The sequence below is a fragment of the Mesorhizobium sp. M0618 genome, from assembly GCF_040320765.1.
Classification (GTDB): domain Bacteria; phylum Pseudomonadota; class Alphaproteobacteria; order Rhizobiales; family Rhizobiaceae; genus Mesorhizobium.
Genome location: NZ_JAMYQH010000021.1, coordinates 59,135 through 78,605, shown reverse-complemented (window position 1 = coordinate 78,605; position 19,471 = coordinate 59,135). Strand labels below are relative to the sequence as shown.

Genomic DNA, 19,471 nt, shown 5'->3' with positions numbered 1-19,471 from the left:
GCCTATGGCCACGGCGCGGTGTCGAGAAGCGGCTGCCAGGCTCGGAACCAGTCGCTCGCCTCGGCCTGCCACGGCCAGATGCCGTCCACAGTGGGATAGATCAGCTGGAGAACACCGAAATCCAGGCCGTCGTAGAACCAGAGGTCCCAGCCGAAATGCTCGCGATAGTGTTCGATATGAACGGCGCCGAATTGACAGTCGAAACCTTCGATAAAACCGGACGATCGCTGCCCTGGTTGGAAAACCTCGCCGGAGCGGACGCGGCTGCAATACTCGTTGATGATGAACTGGGAGATTTCCGGCTTCAGGCCGATGACGATGAGTTCCGGCGCCTTGAAGTTGTGCTCTATCCCAACCGAATAGGTGAAAGGCGGATCGTCGCCTTCCTCCAGCACATGCAAGATGTGGCAGCCATAAGCCTCTATATCGGCCAGCGCCTTGGCTTCACCTGGGTCGGTGGCTTTTCTACTCGGCATCGATCTGGTTCTGGGGCGCGGCTTTCTGGAAGGCTGGCAGCGCCATGCAGGCGGCGTTGATGCGCGCGATCGTCGGGTAGGGCGTCAGATCGACGCCGAACCGGGCGTTGCTGGCAATCTGCGCGGCGAGGCAGATGTCGGCCAGGCCCGGCGCGTCGCCATGGCAGAATGCACCCGTTTCGGGCGAGGAAGCCAGGATCTGTTCAAGCGGCTGAAAGCCCTCGTTCACCCAATGGCGGAACCAGTTGGTGATGTCTTCGTCGCAGGCGCCGAACAGAGTGCGCAGCGAGGTCAGCACGCGCAGATTGTTCACCGGGTGGATGTCGCAGGCGATCATCTGCGCCAGCATTTTCACGCGGGCCCGTCCGGCCGGGTCCTTCGGCAGCAGCGGCGGTTCCGGGCTGGTCTCGTCGAGGAATTCGATGATCGCCAGCGATTGCGTCAGCAGCGTGCCATCACCGAGGATCAGCGCCGGCACCAGCCCTTGCGGATTGACCGCGAGATAGGCTGGTTCCAGATGCTCGCCATGGCGCAAATGATGCGGGACGTAGTCGTAGCTCAGCCCCTTCATCTCCAGCGCGATCCGCACCCGATAGGAGGTGGAGGAGCGATAGTAATTGTGCAGGACGAGTTCGCTCATGGCCTCACTTCGGCTGGCCGATGGTCACTTCGATGGTCCCGATGCCGTCGACGCCGCCGGTCATCGTGTCGCCGGGGCCAACCGCGCCGACGCCTGCCGGCGTACCGGTGAAGATCAGGTCGCCGGGCTCGAGTTCTATCGCCTCGCTGCAGATCGACACGATATCCGATATCGGCCAGATCAGTTCGGCGAGGTCGGCATCCTGCCTGACCTTGCCGTTGACGGCGAGCCAGATGCGGCCCTTCCGTGGATGGCCGGATTCCTGCGCTTGCACCAACGGGCCGCAAGGGGCGGAGCAGTCGAAGGCCTTCGACCAGTCCCAGGGCCGGGCGGCCTTCTTGGCCTCGTCCTGCAGGTCGCGGCGGGTGAGGTCGATGCCAACACCATAGCCCCAGACATGGTCCAGTGCCTTGTCGCGGGGAATGCGGAAGCCGGCTTTGCCGATCGCAGCCACCAGCTCGATCTCGTGGTGCAGATTGGCCGTCAGCGGCGGGTAGGGGATAGCGGTGCCGGAATCGACCACCGCGTCGGCCGGCTTGGTGAAGAAGAAGGGCGGATCACGCTCGTCATTGCCGAATTCGCGGGCATGCGCCGCGTAGTTGCGGCCGACGCAGTAGATACGGCGCACCGCGAAACGATCGGACGAGCCCGCAATGGCCACCGATGCGGTTGCGGGCAAGGGAAGGACGAATTCTGTCATGTGGGTCTCTGCTTGGTTGCCGGAACATTCGACCGATTTGGGGGCCTGGACAAGGCGATTTGGTCGAGAAAGTGCCGGCGGCACTTTCCGCCGGAGATGGCGATATACTATTTGGCAATAATCTGGCCATGCTGACGAGGCTATTCTAATCGCCCACGAACTGAAATGAACCCCTATGACCGCAACCCACGATCGCGCCCGGTTCCTGATCATCGACGATCACCCGCTGTTTCGCGAGGCGCTGCACAGCGCCGTGCAGATGGCCTACCCGGAAGTCGACACCGTGGAGGCGCGCTCGATCACCGAGGCGCTGGACCTTCTGGCCGGCGCCAAGCCGTTCGATCTCGCGCTGCTCGACCTCAACATGCCCGACGTGCATGGCTTTGAAGGCCTGCTGCAGCTCCGGACCCGCTATCCGCGCCTGCCGGTGGTCATCGTCTCGGGCTATGAGGAGCCGAAGATCATTTCCGAGGCGCTGTCCTATGGTGTCGCCGGCTTCATCCCGAAATCGGCGCGCAAGAGCGACCTCGCCGCCGCCATACGCTCGGTGATGGAAGGCGCGATCTATGTGCCGGAAACCTATGAAGGCCGCACGCCCGACGCCGAAAGCGTCGACCGCGCCGACATGGTGCAGCGCCTGTCGACGCTGACGCCACAACAACTGCGCGTGCTGCAAATGCTGCGCCAGGGCCTGCTCAACAAGCAGATCGCCTACGAGCTGCAGGTGGGCGAGACCACCGTGAAGGCGCATGTCTCGGAGATCCTGCGCAAGCTCAATGTCTACAGCCGCACCCAGGCGGTGATCGAGGTGTCGAAGCTGGACAATGCGGAGCTGTTTCGCGATCAGGCGGGGTTTTGAGTTTTACCCTTCTCCTCAAGGGGAGAGGGTATGGAAGCTAAGCCAGCAAATGCGCCAGTAGCGCCCTTAGCTGTGCCGGCTTCAGCGGCTTGCGCATCAGTTCGATGCCGCCGGAGCGGGCGGCTTTGGCGACCGCTTCCGAACTGTCGGCGGTGACGATCAGCGCCGGCACGGCGCGGCCGAGATAGTCGCGGACTTCGGCGATGGTCGTGGTGCCGAGATCGCCGCCGTCGAGATGCTGGTCGGCAATGACGATGTCGGGCACCCAGTCGGTGTCGCCAAGCATGTCGAGCGCATCGTCGGTCGAGGTCGCGGCCCGCACCAGGCATTGCCAGCGTTCGAGCAGGAAGGTCATGGCCTGCAGCACTTCGATATCGTTCTCGACCAGCAGCACCTTGGTGCCGAACAGGCCATAGCCGCGCGGCCGTTCCATGTCGGCAACGCTGGCGATGGCATCGACTGGCGCGCCGATGCCGACGGGAACATCGATGTGGAAGATCGTGCCGCGTCCGACCTTCGACGAGAATGTCACGGGATGACCGAGCGCGCTGGCCATGCGGCGCACGATGGCAAGCCCGAGCCCGAGACCGCCACCGTCCAGTTCGGCATTGGCCGGCGAGGTGCCGCGGTGGAACTCCTCGAACACCGCCTCGCGCTGGTCGTCGGGAATGCCGCAGCCCGTATCGGCGACGTCGATGCGGATGGTGTCGCCGCGATGCCTGGTGCCGACAAGCACGCCGCCCGAGCGTGTATAGCCCAGCGCGTTGGAGAGAATGTTCTGCAGGATACGGCGCAGCAGCGTGCGGTCGGAGCGGACGACGGCATGGACCGGCCGGAATTTCAGCGACAGGCCTTTCATCTCCGCCACCGGCAGGAAATCCGAGCGGAGCGACGAGAACAGCGCCTCCAGGCTGACATCGCTTATGTCGGGCTGCACCACGCCGGCATCGAGCTTTGAGATGTCGAGCAGCGTTCTAAGCAGATCCTCCATCGTCTCCAGCGAGCGCTCGACCTGCCGCACCAGTTTCTTGCCCTCGTCGCTGGTCTGAACTTCGGCGAGGGCCGAAACCGAGAGATGGGCCGCGTTCAGGGGCTGCAGCACGTCGTGGCTGGCAGCGGCGAGGAAACGGGTTTTCGACAGGTTCGCCAGTTCGGCGTTTTCCTTGGCGGCGCTGAGGTCGATGTTCGACTGCTCCAGCCGGCGCAAGGTCGAGTGCAGTTCCTCGGTGCGGGTGCGCACCCGGTTTTCCAGCGAAATCGCGGTCTGGAACAGCGAAAAGGCGTTGCCTTGCTGGTCCATAGAGCGCTCGACGCGGCTGACCAGTGCCGCGTTGATCTTCTTCAGCTTTTCAAGATCGTTTATGTCCCTCAGCGGCATCCTGTTGCGCCGTCCTATTCCGCCGCCTGGCGCTCGCCGAAGGCGATGCCGGTAAAAGTCTGATTCAGATGCATCGACCGGTACTGTTCGCCATAGGTGCCGAAGCCGATGACATTGTTGACCCGGTAGAGTTCCGAAATCTCGCGAAACACCTGCCGATTGCGCGCGTCGAGCCGGCGCAGCACGCAGTCGAAGCCGAGGATCATGTCGATGCCGCCAAGCCTCTCCTCGACATCGCGCAGGGCGGCGCGCGTCGATTCGACCATGTCCTTTGGTTGGGCGATCGACAGCACGACGCCATCGTCTATGGCGCAGAAGAACGACAGCGAGCCGTCGGCATGCATCTTCTGGATCGATCGGCAATAATATTGGCCGCCCACCTTCACCACCACGGGATGCGAGGCGAAGCTCAGTGGCGTCAGCATCTGCGCGACGATGCCGACGGACGCGGCATATTCCTGCGCTGCATTGGTGGCGTTGAATTCGCGCACGATGCGGTGATCGGGATCGGAAGCCGTCACCACCAGTTTTTCATCGGTGGGAACGAAGTTGTCGGTCTTGAAGACATGGAAGGGAATTTCGGTCGATATCAGCACGATGATGGCGCTGTCGGAGGTGACCTTGCCGTTCGAGATCAGGCGCGTCGTCTCGAATTTCAGATCGTCGCCGGCGGAGCCGCCAAGCAGCGGTATGTCATCGAGGCCCCAGTGGATGGCTGAACTCACCGCTTCTTCGGCATAAGAGAGCCCGTCGATGAAGCAGAGCGCGAAAGTGCCTTTGGTCCGATCGCAACCGAGGCGCGCGCGCAGCGATCGCCGCAGGGTCTCCACCTCGCCGGTGATCCTGTCCATACCCGACGAGGACAGATTTTCGACCATCACGCTAACGGCGGTGAACGCGGTGGACGGAAGCAGCATGGCCAGCACATGACCATCCTCGAGACCTTGCGGCGTGATCTCGCCGGCAGTCGAACAGCCGGCGTGGTGGAGCGCCGGTGCGTGGGTCATGAGCGCCTGGGAAAGGGCGCTGGCTTCGACTAGGCTCTGGGAAAAGAACAGCAGGGCAAAGCCTGCGTCGATGGCGGCTGCTTCCAGTGCGATCGCCTTGGCGAACGCCTCCATGTCGGGCTCGTCCGTGGTGAGCGCCGACAGGCCGCATGCATAGCGCGTCTGTGAATTGGCCAGCGATGTTCTCCGCATTTCCTCCGACGCTTTTTTGTGCGCGGCTGTTTTTAAATGCTTCTGGCGCGCGGGCGTCGACCGACATTGTTGCCTTCAATCGGCGGTTTGGCAATGGGGCCACCGGCACCGCATGTTTGGGCGCGGCCATGACCGAAAGTACAATGTTCCGCGTTTGCGACGTGCTGTTTTTTGTCCGATGTGCGGTGTACGAATAATGCACCACCGAAGCGCGAATACCGCGTCGGCAGCGTGGATACCAAGGTTGATACCCAGGGAGGGACCATGTCGGACGTTTCGTTGATGGTGAACGGAAAGCGGGTCAGCGGTGCTGCCGAGGACCGAACACTTCTGGTTCACTTCCTACGGGAAAATCTCGGTCTTACCGGCACGCATGTCGGTTGCGACACCTCGCAATGCGGTGCCTGCGTCGTCCACGTCGATGGCAAGGCGGTCAAATCCTGTACGATGCTTGCGGTGCAGGCCTCCGGCTCCACCGTGTTGACGATCGAGGGCCTGGCCAATGGCGCCGACCTGCATCCGGTGCAGGCCGCCTTCAAGGAACATCACGGGCTGCAGTGCGGCTTCTGCACGCCGGGCATGATCATGACGGCGACCGACATGATCAGCCGCCACCCCGAAGGGCTCGACGAGGCGACGGTGCGCGCCGAGCTCGAAGGCAACATCTGCCGCTGTACCGGCTACCACAACATCGTCAAGGCGATCCTCGCCGCATCGACGACGATGAAGGGGTCGAAGGGTAAGGCGAAACAAGCTGCTTAAGGCAAGGGAATAAGGGAGTAGGGCAGTAGGGGAGTAGGGCAAAAAGGCCAACGCAACGAGGCCTCTTTTTCCCTACTCCCTTGCTCCCCTACTGCCCTACTCCCATAAATTCCGGAGGAATTTCTGATGGGCATTGAAGGTGTTGGCGCTCGGGTCGCGCGCAAGGAAGACAAACGGTTCATCACGGGCGCCGGCCGCTATGTCGACGACATGGTGGTTCCCGGCATGAAGCACGCCGCGTTCGTGCGCAGTCCGCACGCGCATGCGCAGATCAAGAAGATCGATGTGAAGAAGGCCCAGGGCATGCCCGGGGTCATCGGCGTGCTGACCGGCAAGGAACTCAAGGCCGACGGCATCGGCAATCTCATCTGCGGCTGGATGATCCACTCCAAGGACGGCTCGCCGATGAAGATGGGGGCATGGTCGCCACTGGCGTTCGACCGGGTCCGTTATGTCGGCGACGCCGTCGTCATCGTCGTCGCCGAGACCAAGGGGCAGGCGCGTGATGCCGCCGAGGCGGTCGAGATCACCTACAAGGAGTTGAAGGCCGTCGTCGATGCCTCCAAGGCGATGGACAAGGGTGCGCCGCAGATCCACCCCGAAGCCGACAACAATCTGATCTTCGACTGGGACATCGGCAATGCCGACGACACCGCGGCGGCCTTCGGGAAGGCGGCCCATGTCGTCAAGATGGACATCATCAACAACCGGCTGGTGCCCAACGCCATGGAGCCGCGCGCCGCACTTGGCCATTACGACAAGGCCGAGGATCACTATACCTGCTGGACGACCTCGCAGAATCCGCATGTGGCGCGGCTGGTGATGAGCGCCTTCTACAATGTCGCGCCGGAAAACAAGCTGCGCGTGATCGCGCCCGATGTCGGCGGCGGCTTCGGCTCGAAGATCTACATCTATCCCGAAGAGATCGTCTGCCTGTGGGCGTCAAAGAAGACCGGCGTGCCGGTCAAATGGGTGGCCGACCGGACCGAAAGTTTTCTGACCGACGCGCATGGCCGCGACCATCACACCCATGCTGAAATGGCCTTCGACAAGGACCACAGGATCCTCGGCCTGAAGGTGGAAACCCAAGCCAATCTTGGCGCCTATATGTCGCTGTTTTCATCGGCGACGCCGACCTATCTCTATGCGACGCTGCTGTCGGGCCAGTACAACATCCCGGCCATCCACGCCAATGTGAAGGCGATATACACCAACACCGCGCCCGTCGATGCCTATCGCGGGGCAGGGCGGCCGGAAGCGACCTTCGTCATGGAGCGCATGATGGAGACGGCGGCCCGCCAGTTCGGCGTTTCGCCGGCTGAGCTGCGGCGCAAGAACTTCGTCACAGCGTTTCCGCATCAGACGCCGGTCATCATGTGCTATGACGCCGGCGACTATGCCGCTTCGCTCGATGCGGCAATGCAGGCGTCGGATTATGCCGGCTTCGCCAAGCGCAAGGCCGCCGCCGCCAACAAGGGGTTGCTGCGCGGCATCGGCATGAGCTGCTACATCGAGGCCTGCGGCATCGCGCCGTCTGCGGCCGTCGGCTCGCTCGGCGCCGGTGTCGGCCTTTGGGAATCGGCGGAAGTGCGCGTCAACGCGGTCGGTACGATCGAGGTGCTGACCGGCTCTCACAGCCACGGCCAGGGCCATGAGACGACCTTCGCGCAACTGGTCAATGAGCGCTTCGGCGTGCCGCTCGATTCGGTCTCGATCGTCCATGGCGACACCGACAAGGTGCAGATGGGCATGGGCACCTATGGCTCGCGCTCGGGTGCGGTCGGCATGTCGGCCATCGTCAAGGCGCTCGACAAGGTCGAGGCCAAGGCCAAGAAGATCGCGGCGCACCTGCTCGAGGCCGACGAAGGCGACATCATCATCGAGAACGGCGCGCTGAAGGTGGCCGGCACCGACAAGAACGTGCCGTGGTTCCAGATGGCGCTGGCCGCCTACACTGCCCACAACCTGCCGGGCGGCGTGGAGCCCGGGCTCAAGGAGACGGCGTTCTACGATCCGTCGAATTTCACCTTCCCGGCGGGCTGCTATATCTGCGAGGTCGAGGTCGACCCGGAAACCGGCGTCACCGAGATCGTCCAGTTCGTCGCCGCTGACGATTTCGGCAACATCATCAACCCGATGATCGTCGAGGGCCAGGTGCATGGCGGGCTGGCGCAAGGCATTGGCCAGGCACTGCTCGAAGGCGCCTATTACGACAACAGCGGACAATTGCTGACCGCGAGCTACATGGATTACACCATGCCGCGCGCCGGCGATCTGCCGTCGTTCAAGGTCTCGACCTCGAACACGCCTTGCCCGGGCAATCCGTTGGGGATCAAGGGCTGCGGCGAGGCCGGCGCCATCGGCTCACCGCCGGCGGTGATCAACGCCATCACCGATGCCATCGGCAGCAACGATCTTGCCATGCCGGCTTCGCCGTCCACCGTGTGGGCCGCGATCCGCGCGACGAAACATTGAACGCGAATGGCGAATAGGGAGTAGCGAATAGGGGGAGAACGCGATGTTCGCTACTTCCTGTTCGCTCTTTCACCCAGGGGAGAAAGACAAATGTACGCAGTCAACTATCACCGCGCCGCCTCGGTCGCCGATGCCGCCAAGCTGATCAAGACCGGCGACGCCAAGCTGCTTTCGGGCGGCATGACGCTGATCCCGGCGATGAAGACGCGGCTTGCCGCGCCGTCCGACCTTGTCGACCTGTCGCGGATCACGGAGCTGCAGGGCGTCACGGTGTCGGGCAAGACCGTCGCCATCGGCGCCGCCACCACGCATCACGCTGTTGCCAATGACGAGAAGCTGAAGAAGGTCTGTCCGGCGCTTTCTCATCTGGCATCGCTGATCGGTGATCCGGCGGTGCGCCACAAGGGGACGATCGGCGGCTCGATCGCCAACAACGATCCGGCGGCCGATTATCCGGCGGCGCTGCTGGCGCTGGGCGCCACCATCATCACCAACAAGCGCCAGATATCAGCCGACAAATTCTTCAAAGGCCTGTTCGAAACGTCGTTGAAGGATGGCGAAATCGTCACCGCCGTCACCTTCACCGCGCCGGCCAAGGCGGCCTATGAAAAATTCCGCAATCCGGCATCGCGCTACGCCATCGTCGGCGTGTTCGTGGCCAAGGGCAAGGATGGCGTCAGCGTCGCCGTCACCGGTGCCGGCGACGACGGCGTTTTTCGTTCGAAGGAGATCGAGGCAGCATTAGCCGGGAACTTCGCGGCCTCGGCACTCGAAGGGGTAAAAGTGCCGGCGAAGAATTTGATGACCGACATCCATGCCTCGGCCGACTATCGCGCCAATCTGATCGCGGTGATGGCCAAGCGCGCGGTGGCTGCCGCCAACGCCTGATACGGTCAGTTGTGAACACGGGAGAAGGGGTCATGCGGCCCCTTTTCCTTTTTGGGACGACCTGTAGTTGTCCAATTTTGATGGAATCGCCCCCCGCACCAATCGTTTGCCTGAGCAATTTCTTCCGCCGACACTTCACCTGGAACTGCACCGGCGGCAATCTCGCACTTGCACAAATCCATATTGCACTGCAATATGGATTTGGGCGGGAATGCGAGCTGGGTTCGAAATGTACCGTCGTACCCTTCGCATACCTATTGCGAGAGGATCGGCATGACCGACATTTCCGCGACGCATGTCGTTCCGTCCCGATCCGCCGCCGACAGATCAACCAGAACAAGACTGGCCTATCTCGACGGCTGGCGCGGGCTTTCGATCGCGCTGGTGCTGATCGGCCATTTCTTTCCGGTTCCGGGAATCAATCTTGGCGTGCTGGGCGTCGAATTCTTCTTCGTGCTCAGCGGCCGGCTGATGGGCGAGATCCTGTTCATCGAACGCTACCCGCTGAAAAAATTCTTCAAACGCCGCTTCTCCCGCATCTATCCAGCTCTTCTGGTCTTCGTAGTCGTCGCGATGATCGCGCTGGCCGGCACGTTCATCGCCTTCAAATGGAAGGCGGCGCTGACGGCGCTGACATTCACCTACAACTATGCCGGCATTCTCGTGACGCGGGCAGGGGCGCTCGACCATATCTGGTCGCTCTGCATCGAGGAGCACGCCTACATGATCCTGGCGCTGATCAGCGTCATCGTCTCAAGTCGCTCTCGCGTGGTCGTGCTGCTCCTGGCGCTGGCCTTGCTGGCCATGGCCAATGGCGCGGTTTCGTACTGGGTCTTCGGGATGGACTACGAAACCACGTATTGGCGCACCGACGTGCACATCGCGTCGATCCTGCTGTCGGCTTCGATCTGCCTGCTCAAGGCCGATGGCAGGCTGCCTGCGTTTTTGAGAGGCAAGCATGTGGCCCTGGTGGCAACGTTCTGTGCCGTTGTCCTGTTCCTGGATCAGGTGCCGACGCCGATCCACTATCTCTTCGCGGTGCCGCTGCTGGCGCTGGCCGTCAACGCACTCGATTTCAGCCCACGGTATTTTTCCGGATTGCTGTCCTCCTGGCCGATGGCGACGCTGGGCCTGTGGTCGTACTCGCTCTATCTGTGGCAGCAGCCGTTCTACAAATTCGTCTATGAACAAGGCAGCGCGCCGATCCCGATGCTGGCCGGCGTTTTTGCCTGCGCGCTCTGCAGCTACTACCTCATCGAGCGCCCGGCGCGCGAATGGCTCAACCGCAACTGGTGAATGCCGTCGTGCCCGGCCAGATGATCGCGAGTGCAGGTGGAGTGGATCGCGCTTCATAAGCAGACAATCAATTAATTATCTCTAATATAATTTTTTTGGAAAGTAATGACCTGCTTTCGATATAGGCCAGTCTCATTAGACATTGGCCTTATGACAGGCATTCCTTATTGCCTCACCGGCTCACCCGCCTAGTTTGTTCGCAGGACACATCTGAGAAGATGGTTCGAAGACGCATCTGGGAGGATGGAATGGACACGACCGGGGAGAGGGCGGGCGGCTGGCTCGACCGCTCACGCACCGTCGCCGAGCCTGGCTTCAGCAGGTGGATGGTGCCGCCAGCGGCGCTCTGCATACACCTTTGCATCGGCCAGGCCTATGCGTTCAGCGTTTTCAACCTGCCGATGTCGAAGCTGATCGGCATCACCGACTCGGCGCCCGACGACTGGAAGCTGACCGGCCTTGGCTGGATTTTCTCGATCGCGATCCTGTTCCTGGGCATTGCGGCGGCGTTCGGCGGCGGCTGGCTGGATCGTGTCGGGCCGCGCAAAGCCATGGTCGCTTCCGCCTGCTGTTTCGGTGGCGGCTTCATTGTCTCGGCGCTCGGCGTCTATCTGCACCAGTTGTGGATCATCTATCTCGGCTACGGCGTGCTGGGCGGCATCGGTCTCGGCCTCGGCTACATCTCGCCGGTCAAGACGCTGATCACCTGGTTTCCGGACCGGCCGGGCATGGCAACCGGCATGGCGATCATGGGCTTCGGCGGCGGCGCCTTCATCGCCTCGCCGCTGTCGGTTTATCTGATGAAGCTGTTTTCGACGCCTGAGCATATCGGCGTCGCTGAAACCTTCCTCGTGCTGGGCATCGTCTATTTCGTCTTCATGCTGATTGGGGCTGTTATCGTCAGGGTGCCGCCGGAGGGCTGGCGGCCCGCCGGATGGACGCCGCCGGCGGCACAGGATGCGATGGTGACGACGTCCAATGTCCATCTCGACGATGCGTTGAAGACGCCGCAGTTCTGGCTGCTTTGGGGTGTGCTGTGCCTTAACGTCACGGCAGGCATTGGCGTGCTCGGGCAAGCCTCGGCCATGAGCCAGGAGATATTCCCGGGACGCATCTCGCCGGCCGCTGCTGCCGGTTTCGTCGGCCTGTTGTCGATCTTCAACATGCTCGGCCGCTTCTTCTGGGCCTCGACCAGCGATTATATCGGCCGCAAGACAACCTATGCCATCTTCTTCGCGCTGGGCGTCGTCCTCTATGCGGCGGTGCCTTGGACCGGCCAGACCGGCAGCGTCTTCCTGTTCGTGCTGTTCTACGGGATCATCCTCAGCATGTATGGCGGCGGCTTCGCCACCATTCCCGCCTACCTGCGCGACGTCTTCGGCGTGCGTTACGTCGGCGCCATCCACGGCCGATTGCTGACCGCGTGGTCGGTGGCGGGCGTGCTTGGCCCGGTGCTGGTGAATTATATCAGGCAGTACCAGATCGACAGCGGCGTGGCGAAGGCCGACGCCTACACGGTCCCCATGTACATCATGGCCGGCCTGCTGGTCATCGGCCTCCTGCTCAACCTGATGATGCGGCCGGTCAATGCGCGCTTCCACATGAAGACCGAACCAGCGGTGGCTTAGAGCCAGTTCCATCCCGATAGAATCGGGATGGGCTCTATCGTATTGTTTGAGCATGATCTTTTCCGAAACCGGAGCCCAATTTCGGGATCATGCTCTGAGGAGACCGACCATGGCGCAAGACAACGGCAATTCGATCAAACTGACGCTGGCCTGGCTGCTGGTCGGCATCCCGTTGGTCTGGGGGTTCTGGATGACGCTGGTGAGTGCGACAGCCTTGTTCCAGTAGCCCTGTCTTCAGTTCGATCCGCCTGGCCTCAGACGGAGGTTCGTCTGATGTAATAGCGGACCGCTTTCTTGCCGCCATGGATGACGGCGTCGCCGGCCTCAGTGAAGCCAAGGGCGGCGTGAAAGGCATCCGAGGCAGGGTTCGGCGGGGCGGTGTTGACTTCGCAGGTGACCAGATTGTAGCCGGCGCGCTCAACATGGCCGAACAGATCCTGATAGAGCCGGCGGGCATGGCCGCGGCCGCGCGAATGCGCCGCCACGACGACGCGGTCGACATAGACGAAGCGCTTATAGCGCTCGCGGAACCACAGGAAATTCGGGCTGTCGTAGCGGGCGTCCTGGTCGAAGGTCATGATGAAGGCTTCGAGATCGCCGATGCGCCTGGTGTAAAACGCTTCGCCAAGCAGGAAAGACAGCCGCTCAGCCTCCAGCCACGACAGTTCGGCGGCATGCTCGTTGTTGAGCGCCAGGATCGCCGCTTCGTCTGCGGCCGATACACGGGCTATCGGGGCAGGGGTAGAGGTCATGCCTTGGCTGCCGCAATCGTTGCCGCCACCAGCGGTGTGTCGGTCAGCGTGTTGCGATACTCGCGATCGAGATCGGAACCACCCATGCCGACATGGGGATTGCGGTAGTCCATGGCACTCGGCACATCCTTGAGGGCGGCAAAATGCATTTCGGACAGGCCGGTTTTGCTGCGCACTTCGGCAATGTTGTGCAAATCCAGGCCGCCGCAGCCGAGGATGACGATGCGGTCGCCGGCCTGCCGCACCAGATCCGCCAACAGCGGCAAGCCTTCGACGGCAGTGTCACGCTGGCCGCTGGTCAGCACGCGGCCGACCTTGCTGCGGATCAGCGATTCGAGCGCCTCGGCCGGATCGCGCGTCATGTCGAAGGCGCGATGGCAGGTGACGTTCAAGGGGCCAGCGGCTTGTGTCAGTTCGCTCATGCGCGCCTCATCCATGGTGCCATCGGCGTTCAGGCAGCCAAACACCACGCCGGGCACGCCGAGTTCGCGCAGTGCCGAGACATCGGCCAGCATCGAGGCGTATTCGGTCTCACTGTAGAGAAAATCGCCGCCGCGCGGCCGCACCATGACGTGAAACGGCACGCTTGCCTGCTCGATGGCGGCGCGGACCGTGCCGAGGCTCGGCGTGATGCCGCCTTCGATGAGGCTGGCGCATAGTTCGACCCGGTCGGCGCCAGCGGCTTGCGCCGCGAGCAGGCCGTCAATGCCTTCGACACAGATTTCGATCAGCGGCAGGCGGAGAGCTTTGGTCAAGGAGCGATCCAGTCCATGATTTCCCGGCCAGCCCTACCACCGGGCCGGCTGCTGCGAAAGCGCGAACAGCCTTCCGCCTTCCCGCCTTCGGGCACGGACTTCATGGTTATTGGCGCAATTCCGTATTCTTGGCGCCTTGCTCGACCTGATCGATCACCAGAAGCTTCACCTCGACATCCCCGATATTGGTGGCCTGATGCCACTGGCCGATCATTTCGATGATGAAATCGCCAGCCTTGTAGGTGTTGCTGATGCCGGTCTCGACATTGGTGACCTTTAGCGTACCGGCCTGGACATAGGCATAGCGCGGGAAAGGGTGCCTGTGGACCGGCAAGGTCGCGCCCGGCGCGATGTCGTAGCTCGAGACCAGCACCTGCACGTTCTTCTGCGGCAGCGTGATCGGCTGGCCGGACGCGGTCGTCGTGCGCGACGCAAGAGGGGTCACGACGACAGGCGTGCCGCTGCTGTCCAGCGCGTGGGCCGGGTTCGCGGAAAAGGCCACCGCGAGCAGCAGTCCGGACATCAAAATTTTTCGCATGATTCGCTCCACCCCGCCGCCAACATCGCGCAGTGACCGCCAGCACGCAAGGCAGTGCCTTGGGCACCCGCTTCAGCGGACCTCGTACGGTGTGGCGGAATTCCCCGCCGAAGAGCATGGCTCGCTGGATCTGCCTGCCGGCCAGAAAATTTTTTACGCCCCTCTTGACGGAAAAAAACACGATTACCAGATCGTTTTCCGTCGAGGCTTCGGCTCGACATATTGGCGTCGCAGCGGCGCTGCGACAGCCTCGTAACCCATGTTGCTTCACGGAGGATATGGCTATGAGAAGCTTTGATTATACCCCTCTTTACCGCACAACGGTCGGCTTCGACCGTCTCTTCGATATGCTCGAGAAAAGCGGGCGCTCCGACTGGCCTCCCTACAATATCGAGAAGATTGGCGAGAACGACTATCGCATTACGATGGCTATCGCCGGCTTCGCTCTCGATGAAGTCGAACTCATACAGAACGGCCCCGAATTGTCTGTCATCGGCCAAAGGAAACCCGACCAGGAAAATCGGGAGGTCCTTCATCGCGGCTTGGCGACGAGCAACTTCAAGCAGGTGTTCAAACTTGCCGACCATGTAAAGGTCAAGGCGGCCAACCTCGAGAATGGCTTGCTGTCGGTGGACCTGATCCGCGAAGTGCCCGAGGAACTCAAGCCTCGGCGCATTGAGATAGGGTCCGAAGCCAAAGCGGTTTCGCTCGAGCAACCCGGCAAGAAGCGGTTGATCGATTCCGATGCGGAGCCTCAGCGCGAGGTCGCCTGATTCCCTGGAACCTAGATCTACGGTCCGCCTCCCGGTTCGGCCGGGAGGCACAGATCGCGGAGAATGGAGATGAGAACCGAAGCTTACAGTTTTTACCAACCCGAACCGAAAAATCTTGCCGCGGAACCCGCGGGGTTGCGGACGCCAGATGACGTCCTGAACGAGGAGACGATGACAATCGGCGCAAAGCGGGCTTTGCTCGCTTTCTGGGCTTCCGACGTTCATGCGGTTCCTGACAATCCCGCGTTGCGGCAATTGGACAACGGCGCCATCGTGGAAGTCAGTGACATACTTCGCGCCCTCCACCTCCTGGACGAATCCGGGCGGGAACCGCGTATTTCAAAGATGCCGGGCACCGTCAGCCCGTCTTTCGACCGTCGCCGCAGGAAGAGCCGCCTCGGTTGGATGCGGCACCCCTGGCGAGATGACGACGATGATCCGCCGCCAATCCCGGCCATTGCAACGGTACCGCCTGGGCGTGGAGGTGGCGGCATGTTGGCCGAGCCGGAGCATGCAATCGCATGATGACCCGAACCAGCAACAACCCACCGTGCCGAATGGAGGATTACATGAGTGACAGGACGTTCGACCAACCGGTCCTGGTCAAGAATGGCGAGTTCATTCAAGAAATAGGGTGCCTCGACGACGCCTTTGACTTCTTTGACGAGTGGCCAAGGGAACGGCGGGGTCCGATTTTCGAAACGGCCTTTCGAGCCTGCCAGCGTGCTTACGACGGCCAGGTTCCGCTGACGGTTGCGCGCGATGCCGTCGCCGGCTTCGCAAGATCCGTCTAGATCCTGCAGGACCCGCTTGCTCAGTTCCCTTGGATGGACACAAGGTCAGGTCGCGGTGGGATTACCGCTTAGCCTTGATAAAAGGGGCGGCGCTACCAGGACGGCTGGGCCTGCATCGTCGTTTTCACATCGCTGCAAGGTGAGCTGCCCTACCAGTTCACCTTGTAGCGGGGCGGCTCGATCTTTTGTTCGAACTCCCTGGTGCGGTCTTTGGCGACTGGCTAGGTCAGCCTCGCAACAGTCAACGCTAATATAATGTTCGAAGCGTCGCCACAGGAGGTTCAATGGTTTCCGCTATCGTAAGTCAACATCCGCATGTCCCGGAAAAACAAACGGCAGTGGGGAAGCCGCAAACCGGGGAAGGATTTTCGCCGGGCCGCAGCGCGGACGCCGTGGGACATCTGGCCAAAATCATGGTTGCCGCAGGCGGCGATATGGATGCTGGCGCGCAAGGCCGCGTGGCATCCAAGATCGCCAGGATGGACATCACGGTTTTGACCGCACCACCCGTAGAAACACCAACAGAGTAAAATATGCTCGTTCGGGCGCCTCCGCGCCGTCATCAGCGGCATGCGCGGCTCTCGCAGATTACGCCACGGCTCTCAGCGGAGGCTCCGCCATCGTCCCCAGGCCGCCGTCGCATTCCGCGCAGGCGCCCGTCTTTCCAGGGCAGCCACCCCGATGGGTTCCCTGCGGGCAGCAGTGCCCGTTTGACGCATACCACTTGGAGCAGTCGAAAACCCTGCCGCTGCCATGACAGCGCGGGCATTCCATATTCGATGAAATCATACTAATTCTTGCCCAACCCAAACGCACTCGCCCTACGTCGCAAGTAACAGGAATCATTGTGCTTTCAAGCACATTGCCCTGACTTAAATTGGGGGGATCGACGGATGGCCGGCATCGATGGCGAGCTATTGTTGCGCCGTAATTACGTTCCCCGTGAAGACCTTGCTCGCCACAAGCCGCGTTGGACATTGGCCGGCAACAATAGGTTGCGCCGCCTTGTCCCGTTCGTTCTCAATGGTGACGGCGACTGCGTCGCCGGGCTTCGCGTCGGCGGCCTGTGTGGCCGTGGACGCGAAGAGGACCGTCTGGGTGATGAGAGCCGAAAACGCGGCAACCTGGACCAGCACGGCGGCGAGGGCGATCTTCTTCAGCATGCGAGAAAACGCTCTTCGATGTTCCCGGTTCCCCACGCATTCAGGTTTTCTGCTCGCTACGGAACAAGAGACCGGCAGGGCGGTTAACTCGATTATGCCGAGCAAGATCAAAGAGCCACCATCGAAGCCCGCACCGGAGAAGATACCTGTGCAACGCCGGGACAAAGAAGTCCCGCCAGAGCTTAAGCATGTCGACCCGCCACCGCGAGATGTGCGAGAGGCACCGGCACCCAACCCGAACGGCGACAAGAGATGAGATCGCCGAGATCGAAGCAAGGCCTTATGCCTGCTCCCGCGAACCGTCCCGATGCCGCGGCGTCATCGACGGCGCTGGACAGCGGGGCCAAGGTCAAGTTGAGAATCAACCTGCTGACCGCGATTTTGCAGACATGCCATAGATCAGCCCCTATGGGCGACCTGACCGTCTCAAGGCTTTGAAAAGATTGGCTCCCCGGGCCGGATTCGAACCAGCGACCAACCGGTTAACAGCCGGTTGCTCTACCACTGAGCTACCGGGGAACGGATGCTCTTATGTGAGTGGCGCAGCCTATAGCTGCCCTTTTCGGCTTTGCAAAGAAGCTTTTCACATTTTTCCGAGGCTTTTTCGCGCAGGCGTTTCTCGCAATCGTCGAAGGAAGCCCTCATATTAGCCGTCTTGGCGGGGATATGGAACCGAAAGCGCGGCGGCGGCTTTGGTTCAAGCATGCCTGCGAACGATCAAACGGGTCAATTTTTCGAGACGATGACAGCACAAGACAACCAGATGCCGGCGCGGAAAATCTCCGTTTTCGGGCGCGAGTTCAAAATGCCGCGCTCGCGCGGGCTCAGAATCACGATCGGCATCCTGCTGACCATCGGCGGTATCCTCGGTTTCCTGCCGATCCTCGGCTTCTGGATGGTTCCGCTCGGATTGCTGGTGCTGTCCTATGAATTCGCCATGGTTCGCCGTCACCGGCGTCGCTTTGTCGTCTGGTGGGAACGGCGTCGCCGGCCCGATTGACCTCCGATAGCGCAAGGTGGGTGTTCAGCGGGCGGCGTGTTCTTCCAGTGCCTCATGGATTTGCTTGAGAATCGCCGCGGCCGAGGCAAGCCTTGCCCTGTCATGCGGCGACAGGCTGTCCGCACCTTCGATGGACCGACGGTCGATTGCGTAATGCAGAAGCTCTCCGCATTGTGGCAGGGACAGGCCGGACGAGGCTTGTATTTGCTGCCACTGTCCGGTGCATGGCTCTTCCTCCTGCCATGTCCAACGCACGGGCCGCCGATGAGTTTCTTCTCCGGGCAGGCTATGCTTAATTGTCCGCTAATGGAGCGGTCAGGCCCGGTCCGGCGATTTGCCGGGTGCCGTCTGGACTGACGCGAGGAAACCGTTCGGAATGCACGGTGGCCGCTTGACGGCATTTTCGCCGCAACCTATTGGAACCGGGTGGAACGCCGGGAGCAATGAGGCCTCGTGGCGGAGTGGTTACGCAGAGGACTGCAAATCCTTGCACCCCGGTTCGATTCCGGGCGAGGCCTCCAATGCCCGGGCCCCCGCGCGGCAGCGCAGGGGCCTGAAGTTTCTGACACAATGGACCGCGGTTCTGGCGCGGCAAGCGGATTGGTTGGGACATGAGCGCTGATTTCTCCGAACTACGCGTCAAGATGGTCGACGGCCAGGTCCGCACCACCGATGTGACCAGCGCGCCGCTGCTCGATGCAATGCTTGTCGTCCCAAGAGAGATGTTTGTCGGCGCCGCCCAGCGCGATCTGGCCTATATCGACGAGGACATCCGCATTGCCGCCGGCGCGGCCGGCGCGCGCTACCTGATGGAAGCATCGCCGTTGGCCAAGCTTATCCAGCTGGCGGAGATCAACCCGACCGATTCGGCGCTCGATGTCGGTTGCGGAACCGGCTACGCCTCGGCCATCCTGTCGCGACTGGCCAGGTCCGTGGTGGCGCTCGAAAGTGATTCGGCGCTGGCGGAAACCGCCAGATCGACGCTTTCGTCGCTGGGCTGCGGCAATGTGACCGTCGTCCAGGGCGCGTTGCCGCAGGGGCATGCCGCCAAGGCGCCTTATAACGTCATCTTCGTCGGTGGCAGCGTCGCGGAAGTGCCGGTGGCGCTGCTGGACCAACTCGCCGAAGGCGGCCGCCTTGTCGCCGTCGAAGGGCAGGGCAATTCCGGCGTGGCCCGTCTCTTTTTCAAGGCCGGGGGGGTTGTAACCGGAAGACGTGCATTTAATGCGGCAATTAAGCCACTACCGGGGTTTGAACGCATTCGTGCTTTCGAATTCTGAATGATTTGGCCTTGCAGGAGAGGCTGTGTCATGGTCGCTTGCATTTGAACGATCGCTGCGGATCCCAGACTGGGGGCACTTTGGGGTGAGCAGCAGGGAACATCGAACACGCGGC

At 61.8% G+C, this 19,471-nt stretch carries 22 protein-coding genes and 2 tRNA genes; 14 read left to right on the top strand and 10 right to left on the bottom strand.

The annotated features are described in order from the left end of the window. Positions 1-2: 2 nt before the first annotated feature. Genes NKJ04_RS21830 through NKJ04_RS21820 form a run of 3 tightly spaced genes read right to left on the bottom strand, consistent with a single transcriptional unit; the run spans position 3 to position 1,816 of the window. Positions 3-476: a DUF4262 domain-containing protein gene (locus NKJ04_RS21830; RefSeq protein WP_023812230.1), complete on the bottom strand. Its 474-nt coding sequence runs from the start codon at positions 474-476 to the stop codon at positions 3-5. Beyond that, positions 466-1,116, bottom strand: a complete 651-nt coding sequence (gene maiA, locus NKJ04_RS21825) for a maleylacetoacetate isomerase (protein WP_352677355.1) — start codon at positions 1,114-1,116, stop codon at positions 466-468. The genes NKJ04_RS21830 and maiA overlap by 11 nt, the downstream gene beginning before the upstream one ends. Before the next feature lie 4 nt (positions 1,117-1,120). Beyond that, entirely contained in the window at positions 1,121-1,816 is a 696-nt protein-coding gene (locus tag NKJ04_RS21820; protein ID WP_352677354.1) for a fumarylacetoacetate hydrolase family protein, read from the bottom strand. 175 nt (positions 1,817-1,991) lie between these two features. Here NKJ04_RS21820 and NKJ04_RS21815 point away from each other — a divergent pair, with 175 nt between their 5' ends. Further along, on the top strand, positions 1,992-2,675 hold the full coding sequence (locus tag NKJ04_RS21815) for a response regulator (protein WP_023812226.1): 684 nt from the start codon (positions 1,992-1,994) through the stop codon (positions 2,673-2,675). Positions 2,676-2,712: 37 nt separating this feature from the next. Here NKJ04_RS21815 and NKJ04_RS21810 read toward each other — a convergent pair whose 3' ends face one another. Both NKJ04_RS21810 and NKJ04_RS21805 read right to left on the bottom strand, forming a co-directional pair. Beyond that, complete coding sequence (locus NKJ04_RS21810; RefSeq protein ID WP_352677353.1) at positions 2,713-4,053, bottom strand: hybrid sensor histidine kinase/response regulator; 1,341 nt, start codon at positions 4,051-4,053, stop codon at positions 2,713-2,715. A 14-nt stretch (positions 4,054-4,067) separates the two neighbouring features. Further along, positions 4,068-5,252: an FIST signal transduction protein gene (locus NKJ04_RS21805; RefSeq protein ID WP_050592709.1), complete on the bottom strand. Its 1,185-nt coding sequence runs from the start codon at positions 5,250-5,252 to the stop codon at positions 4,068-4,070. Between the two features lie 264 nt (positions 5,253-5,516). Between NKJ04_RS21805 and NKJ04_RS21800 the strand changes: the two genes are divergently transcribed. The 6 genes from NKJ04_RS21800 (at position 5,517) to NKJ04_RS33705 (ending at position 12,527) form a co-directional block, all read left to right on the top strand. After that, a complete protein-coding gene (locus NKJ04_RS21800; protein ID WP_352677352.1) occupies positions 5,517-6,014 on the top strand; it encodes a (2Fe-2S)-binding protein in 498 nt (165 codons plus the stop codon). Between the two features lie 126 nt (positions 6,015-6,140). Next, the gene (locus tag NKJ04_RS21795) at positions 6,141-8,489 is read left to right on the top strand and encodes a xanthine dehydrogenase family protein molybdopterin-binding subunit (protein WP_352677351.1); all 2,349 of its coding nucleotides are present in this window, start codon (positions 6,141-6,143) and stop codon (positions 8,487-8,489) included. A 90-nt stretch (positions 8,490-8,579) separates the two neighbouring features. Continuing rightward, a complete protein-coding gene (locus NKJ04_RS21790) occupies positions 8,580-9,377 on the top strand; it encodes an FAD binding domain-containing protein (protein WP_023812220.1) in 798 nt (265 codons plus the stop codon). 273 nt (positions 9,378-9,650) lie between these two features. Next, complete coding sequence (locus tag NKJ04_RS21785) at positions 9,651-10,673, top strand: acyltransferase family protein (RefSeq protein WP_352552390.1); 1,023 nt, start codon at positions 9,651-9,653, stop codon at positions 10,671-10,673. A gap of 248 nt (positions 10,674-10,921) precedes the next feature. Further along, on the top strand, positions 10,922-12,301 hold the full coding sequence (locus NKJ04_RS21780) for an L-lactate MFS transporter (RefSeq protein ID WP_352677350.1): 1,380 nt from the start codon (positions 10,922-10,924) through the stop codon (positions 12,299-12,301). 109 nt (positions 12,302-12,410) lie between these two features. After that, positions 12,411-12,527, top strand: coding sequence for an MFS transporter small subunit (locus tag NKJ04_RS33705; protein WP_128304000.1), 117 nt, complete (start codon positions 12,411-12,413; stop codon positions 12,525-12,527). A gap of 28 nt (positions 12,528-12,555) precedes the next feature. On the opposite strand, the gene NKJ04_RS21775 is transcribed toward NKJ04_RS33705, so the two are convergent. From NKJ04_RS21775 to NKJ04_RS21765, 3 genes are all read right to left on the bottom strand, one after another. Further along, positions 12,556-13,053, bottom strand: coding sequence for a GNAT family N-acetyltransferase (locus NKJ04_RS21775; RefSeq protein ID WP_352677349.1), 498 nt, complete (start codon positions 13,051-13,053; stop codon positions 12,556-12,558). After that, entirely contained in the window at positions 13,050-13,808 is a 759-nt protein-coding gene (locus NKJ04_RS21770) for a copper homeostasis protein CutC (RefSeq protein WP_023812215.1), read from the bottom strand. Before NKJ04_RS21770 ends, NKJ04_RS21775 begins: the two co-directional genes overlap by 4 nt. 106 nt (positions 13,809-13,914) lie before the next feature. Further along, complete coding sequence (locus NKJ04_RS21765) at positions 13,915-14,346, bottom strand: cupin domain-containing protein (protein WP_352677348.1); 432 nt, start codon at positions 14,344-14,346, stop codon at positions 13,915-13,917. A gap of 284 nt (positions 14,347-14,630) precedes the next feature. Here NKJ04_RS21765 and NKJ04_RS21760 point away from each other — a divergent pair, with 284 nt between their 5' ends. The 4 genes from NKJ04_RS21760 (at position 14,631) to NKJ04_RS21745 (ending at position 16,443) form a co-directional block, all read left to right on the top strand. Then, positions 14,631-15,119 (top strand): Hsp20 family protein, encoded by a 489-nt coding sequence (locus tag NKJ04_RS21760; RefSeq protein WP_352552384.1) that lies wholly within the window; start codon positions 14,631-14,633, stop codon positions 15,117-15,119. Positions 15,120-15,188: 69 nt separating this feature from the next. Further along, positions 15,189-15,644: a hypothetical protein gene (locus NKJ04_RS21755; protein WP_352677347.1), complete on the top strand. Its 456-nt coding sequence runs from the start codon at positions 15,189-15,191 to the stop codon at positions 15,642-15,644. 44 nt (positions 15,645-15,688) lie between these two features. After that, positions 15,689-15,913, top strand: coding sequence for a DUF982 domain-containing protein (locus NKJ04_RS21750; RefSeq protein ID WP_352439896.1), 225 nt, complete (start codon positions 15,689-15,691; stop codon positions 15,911-15,913). Between the two features lie 284 nt (positions 15,914-16,197). After that, the gene (locus tag NKJ04_RS21745) at positions 16,198-16,443 is read left to right on the top strand and encodes a hypothetical protein (protein ID WP_352677346.1); all 246 of its coding nucleotides are present in this window, start codon (positions 16,198-16,200) and stop codon (positions 16,441-16,443) included. Positions 16,444-16,827: 384 nt separating this feature from the next. On the opposite strand, the gene NKJ04_RS21740 is transcribed toward NKJ04_RS21745, so the two are convergent. Together NKJ04_RS21740 and NKJ04_RS21735 are read right to left on the bottom strand one after the other, a co-directional pair. Then, positions 16,828-17,076, bottom strand: a complete 249-nt coding sequence (locus NKJ04_RS21740) for a hypothetical protein (protein ID WP_352629397.1) — start codon at positions 17,074-17,076, stop codon at positions 16,828-16,830. A 444-nt stretch (positions 17,077-17,520) separates the two neighbouring features. Further along, positions 17,521-17,595 (bottom strand) — tRNA-Asn (locus NKJ04_RS21735). A 223-nt stretch (positions 17,596-17,818) separates the two neighbouring features. Between NKJ04_RS21735 and NKJ04_RS21730 the strand changes: the two genes are divergently transcribed. The 3 genes from NKJ04_RS21730 to NKJ04_RS21720 all read left to right on the top strand — a co-directional run bounded on the left by NKJ04_RS21730 (position 17,819) and on the right by NKJ04_RS21720 (position 19,356). Continuing rightward, on the top strand, positions 17,819-18,076 hold the full coding sequence (locus NKJ04_RS21730) for a hypothetical protein (RefSeq protein ID WP_024503836.1): 258 nt from the start codon (positions 17,819-17,821) through the stop codon (positions 18,074-18,076). A gap of 447 nt (positions 18,077-18,523) precedes the next feature. Then, positions 18,524-18,597: transfer RNA gene (locus tag NKJ04_RS21725), tRNA-Cys, on the top strand. Between the two features lie 90 nt (positions 18,598-18,687). Further along, on the top strand, positions 18,688-19,356 hold the full coding sequence (locus tag NKJ04_RS21720) for a protein-L-isoaspartate O-methyltransferase family protein (RefSeq protein ID WP_352677345.1): 669 nt from the start codon (positions 18,688-18,690) through the stop codon (positions 19,354-19,356). Positions 19,357-19,471 lie beyond the last annotated feature (115 nt).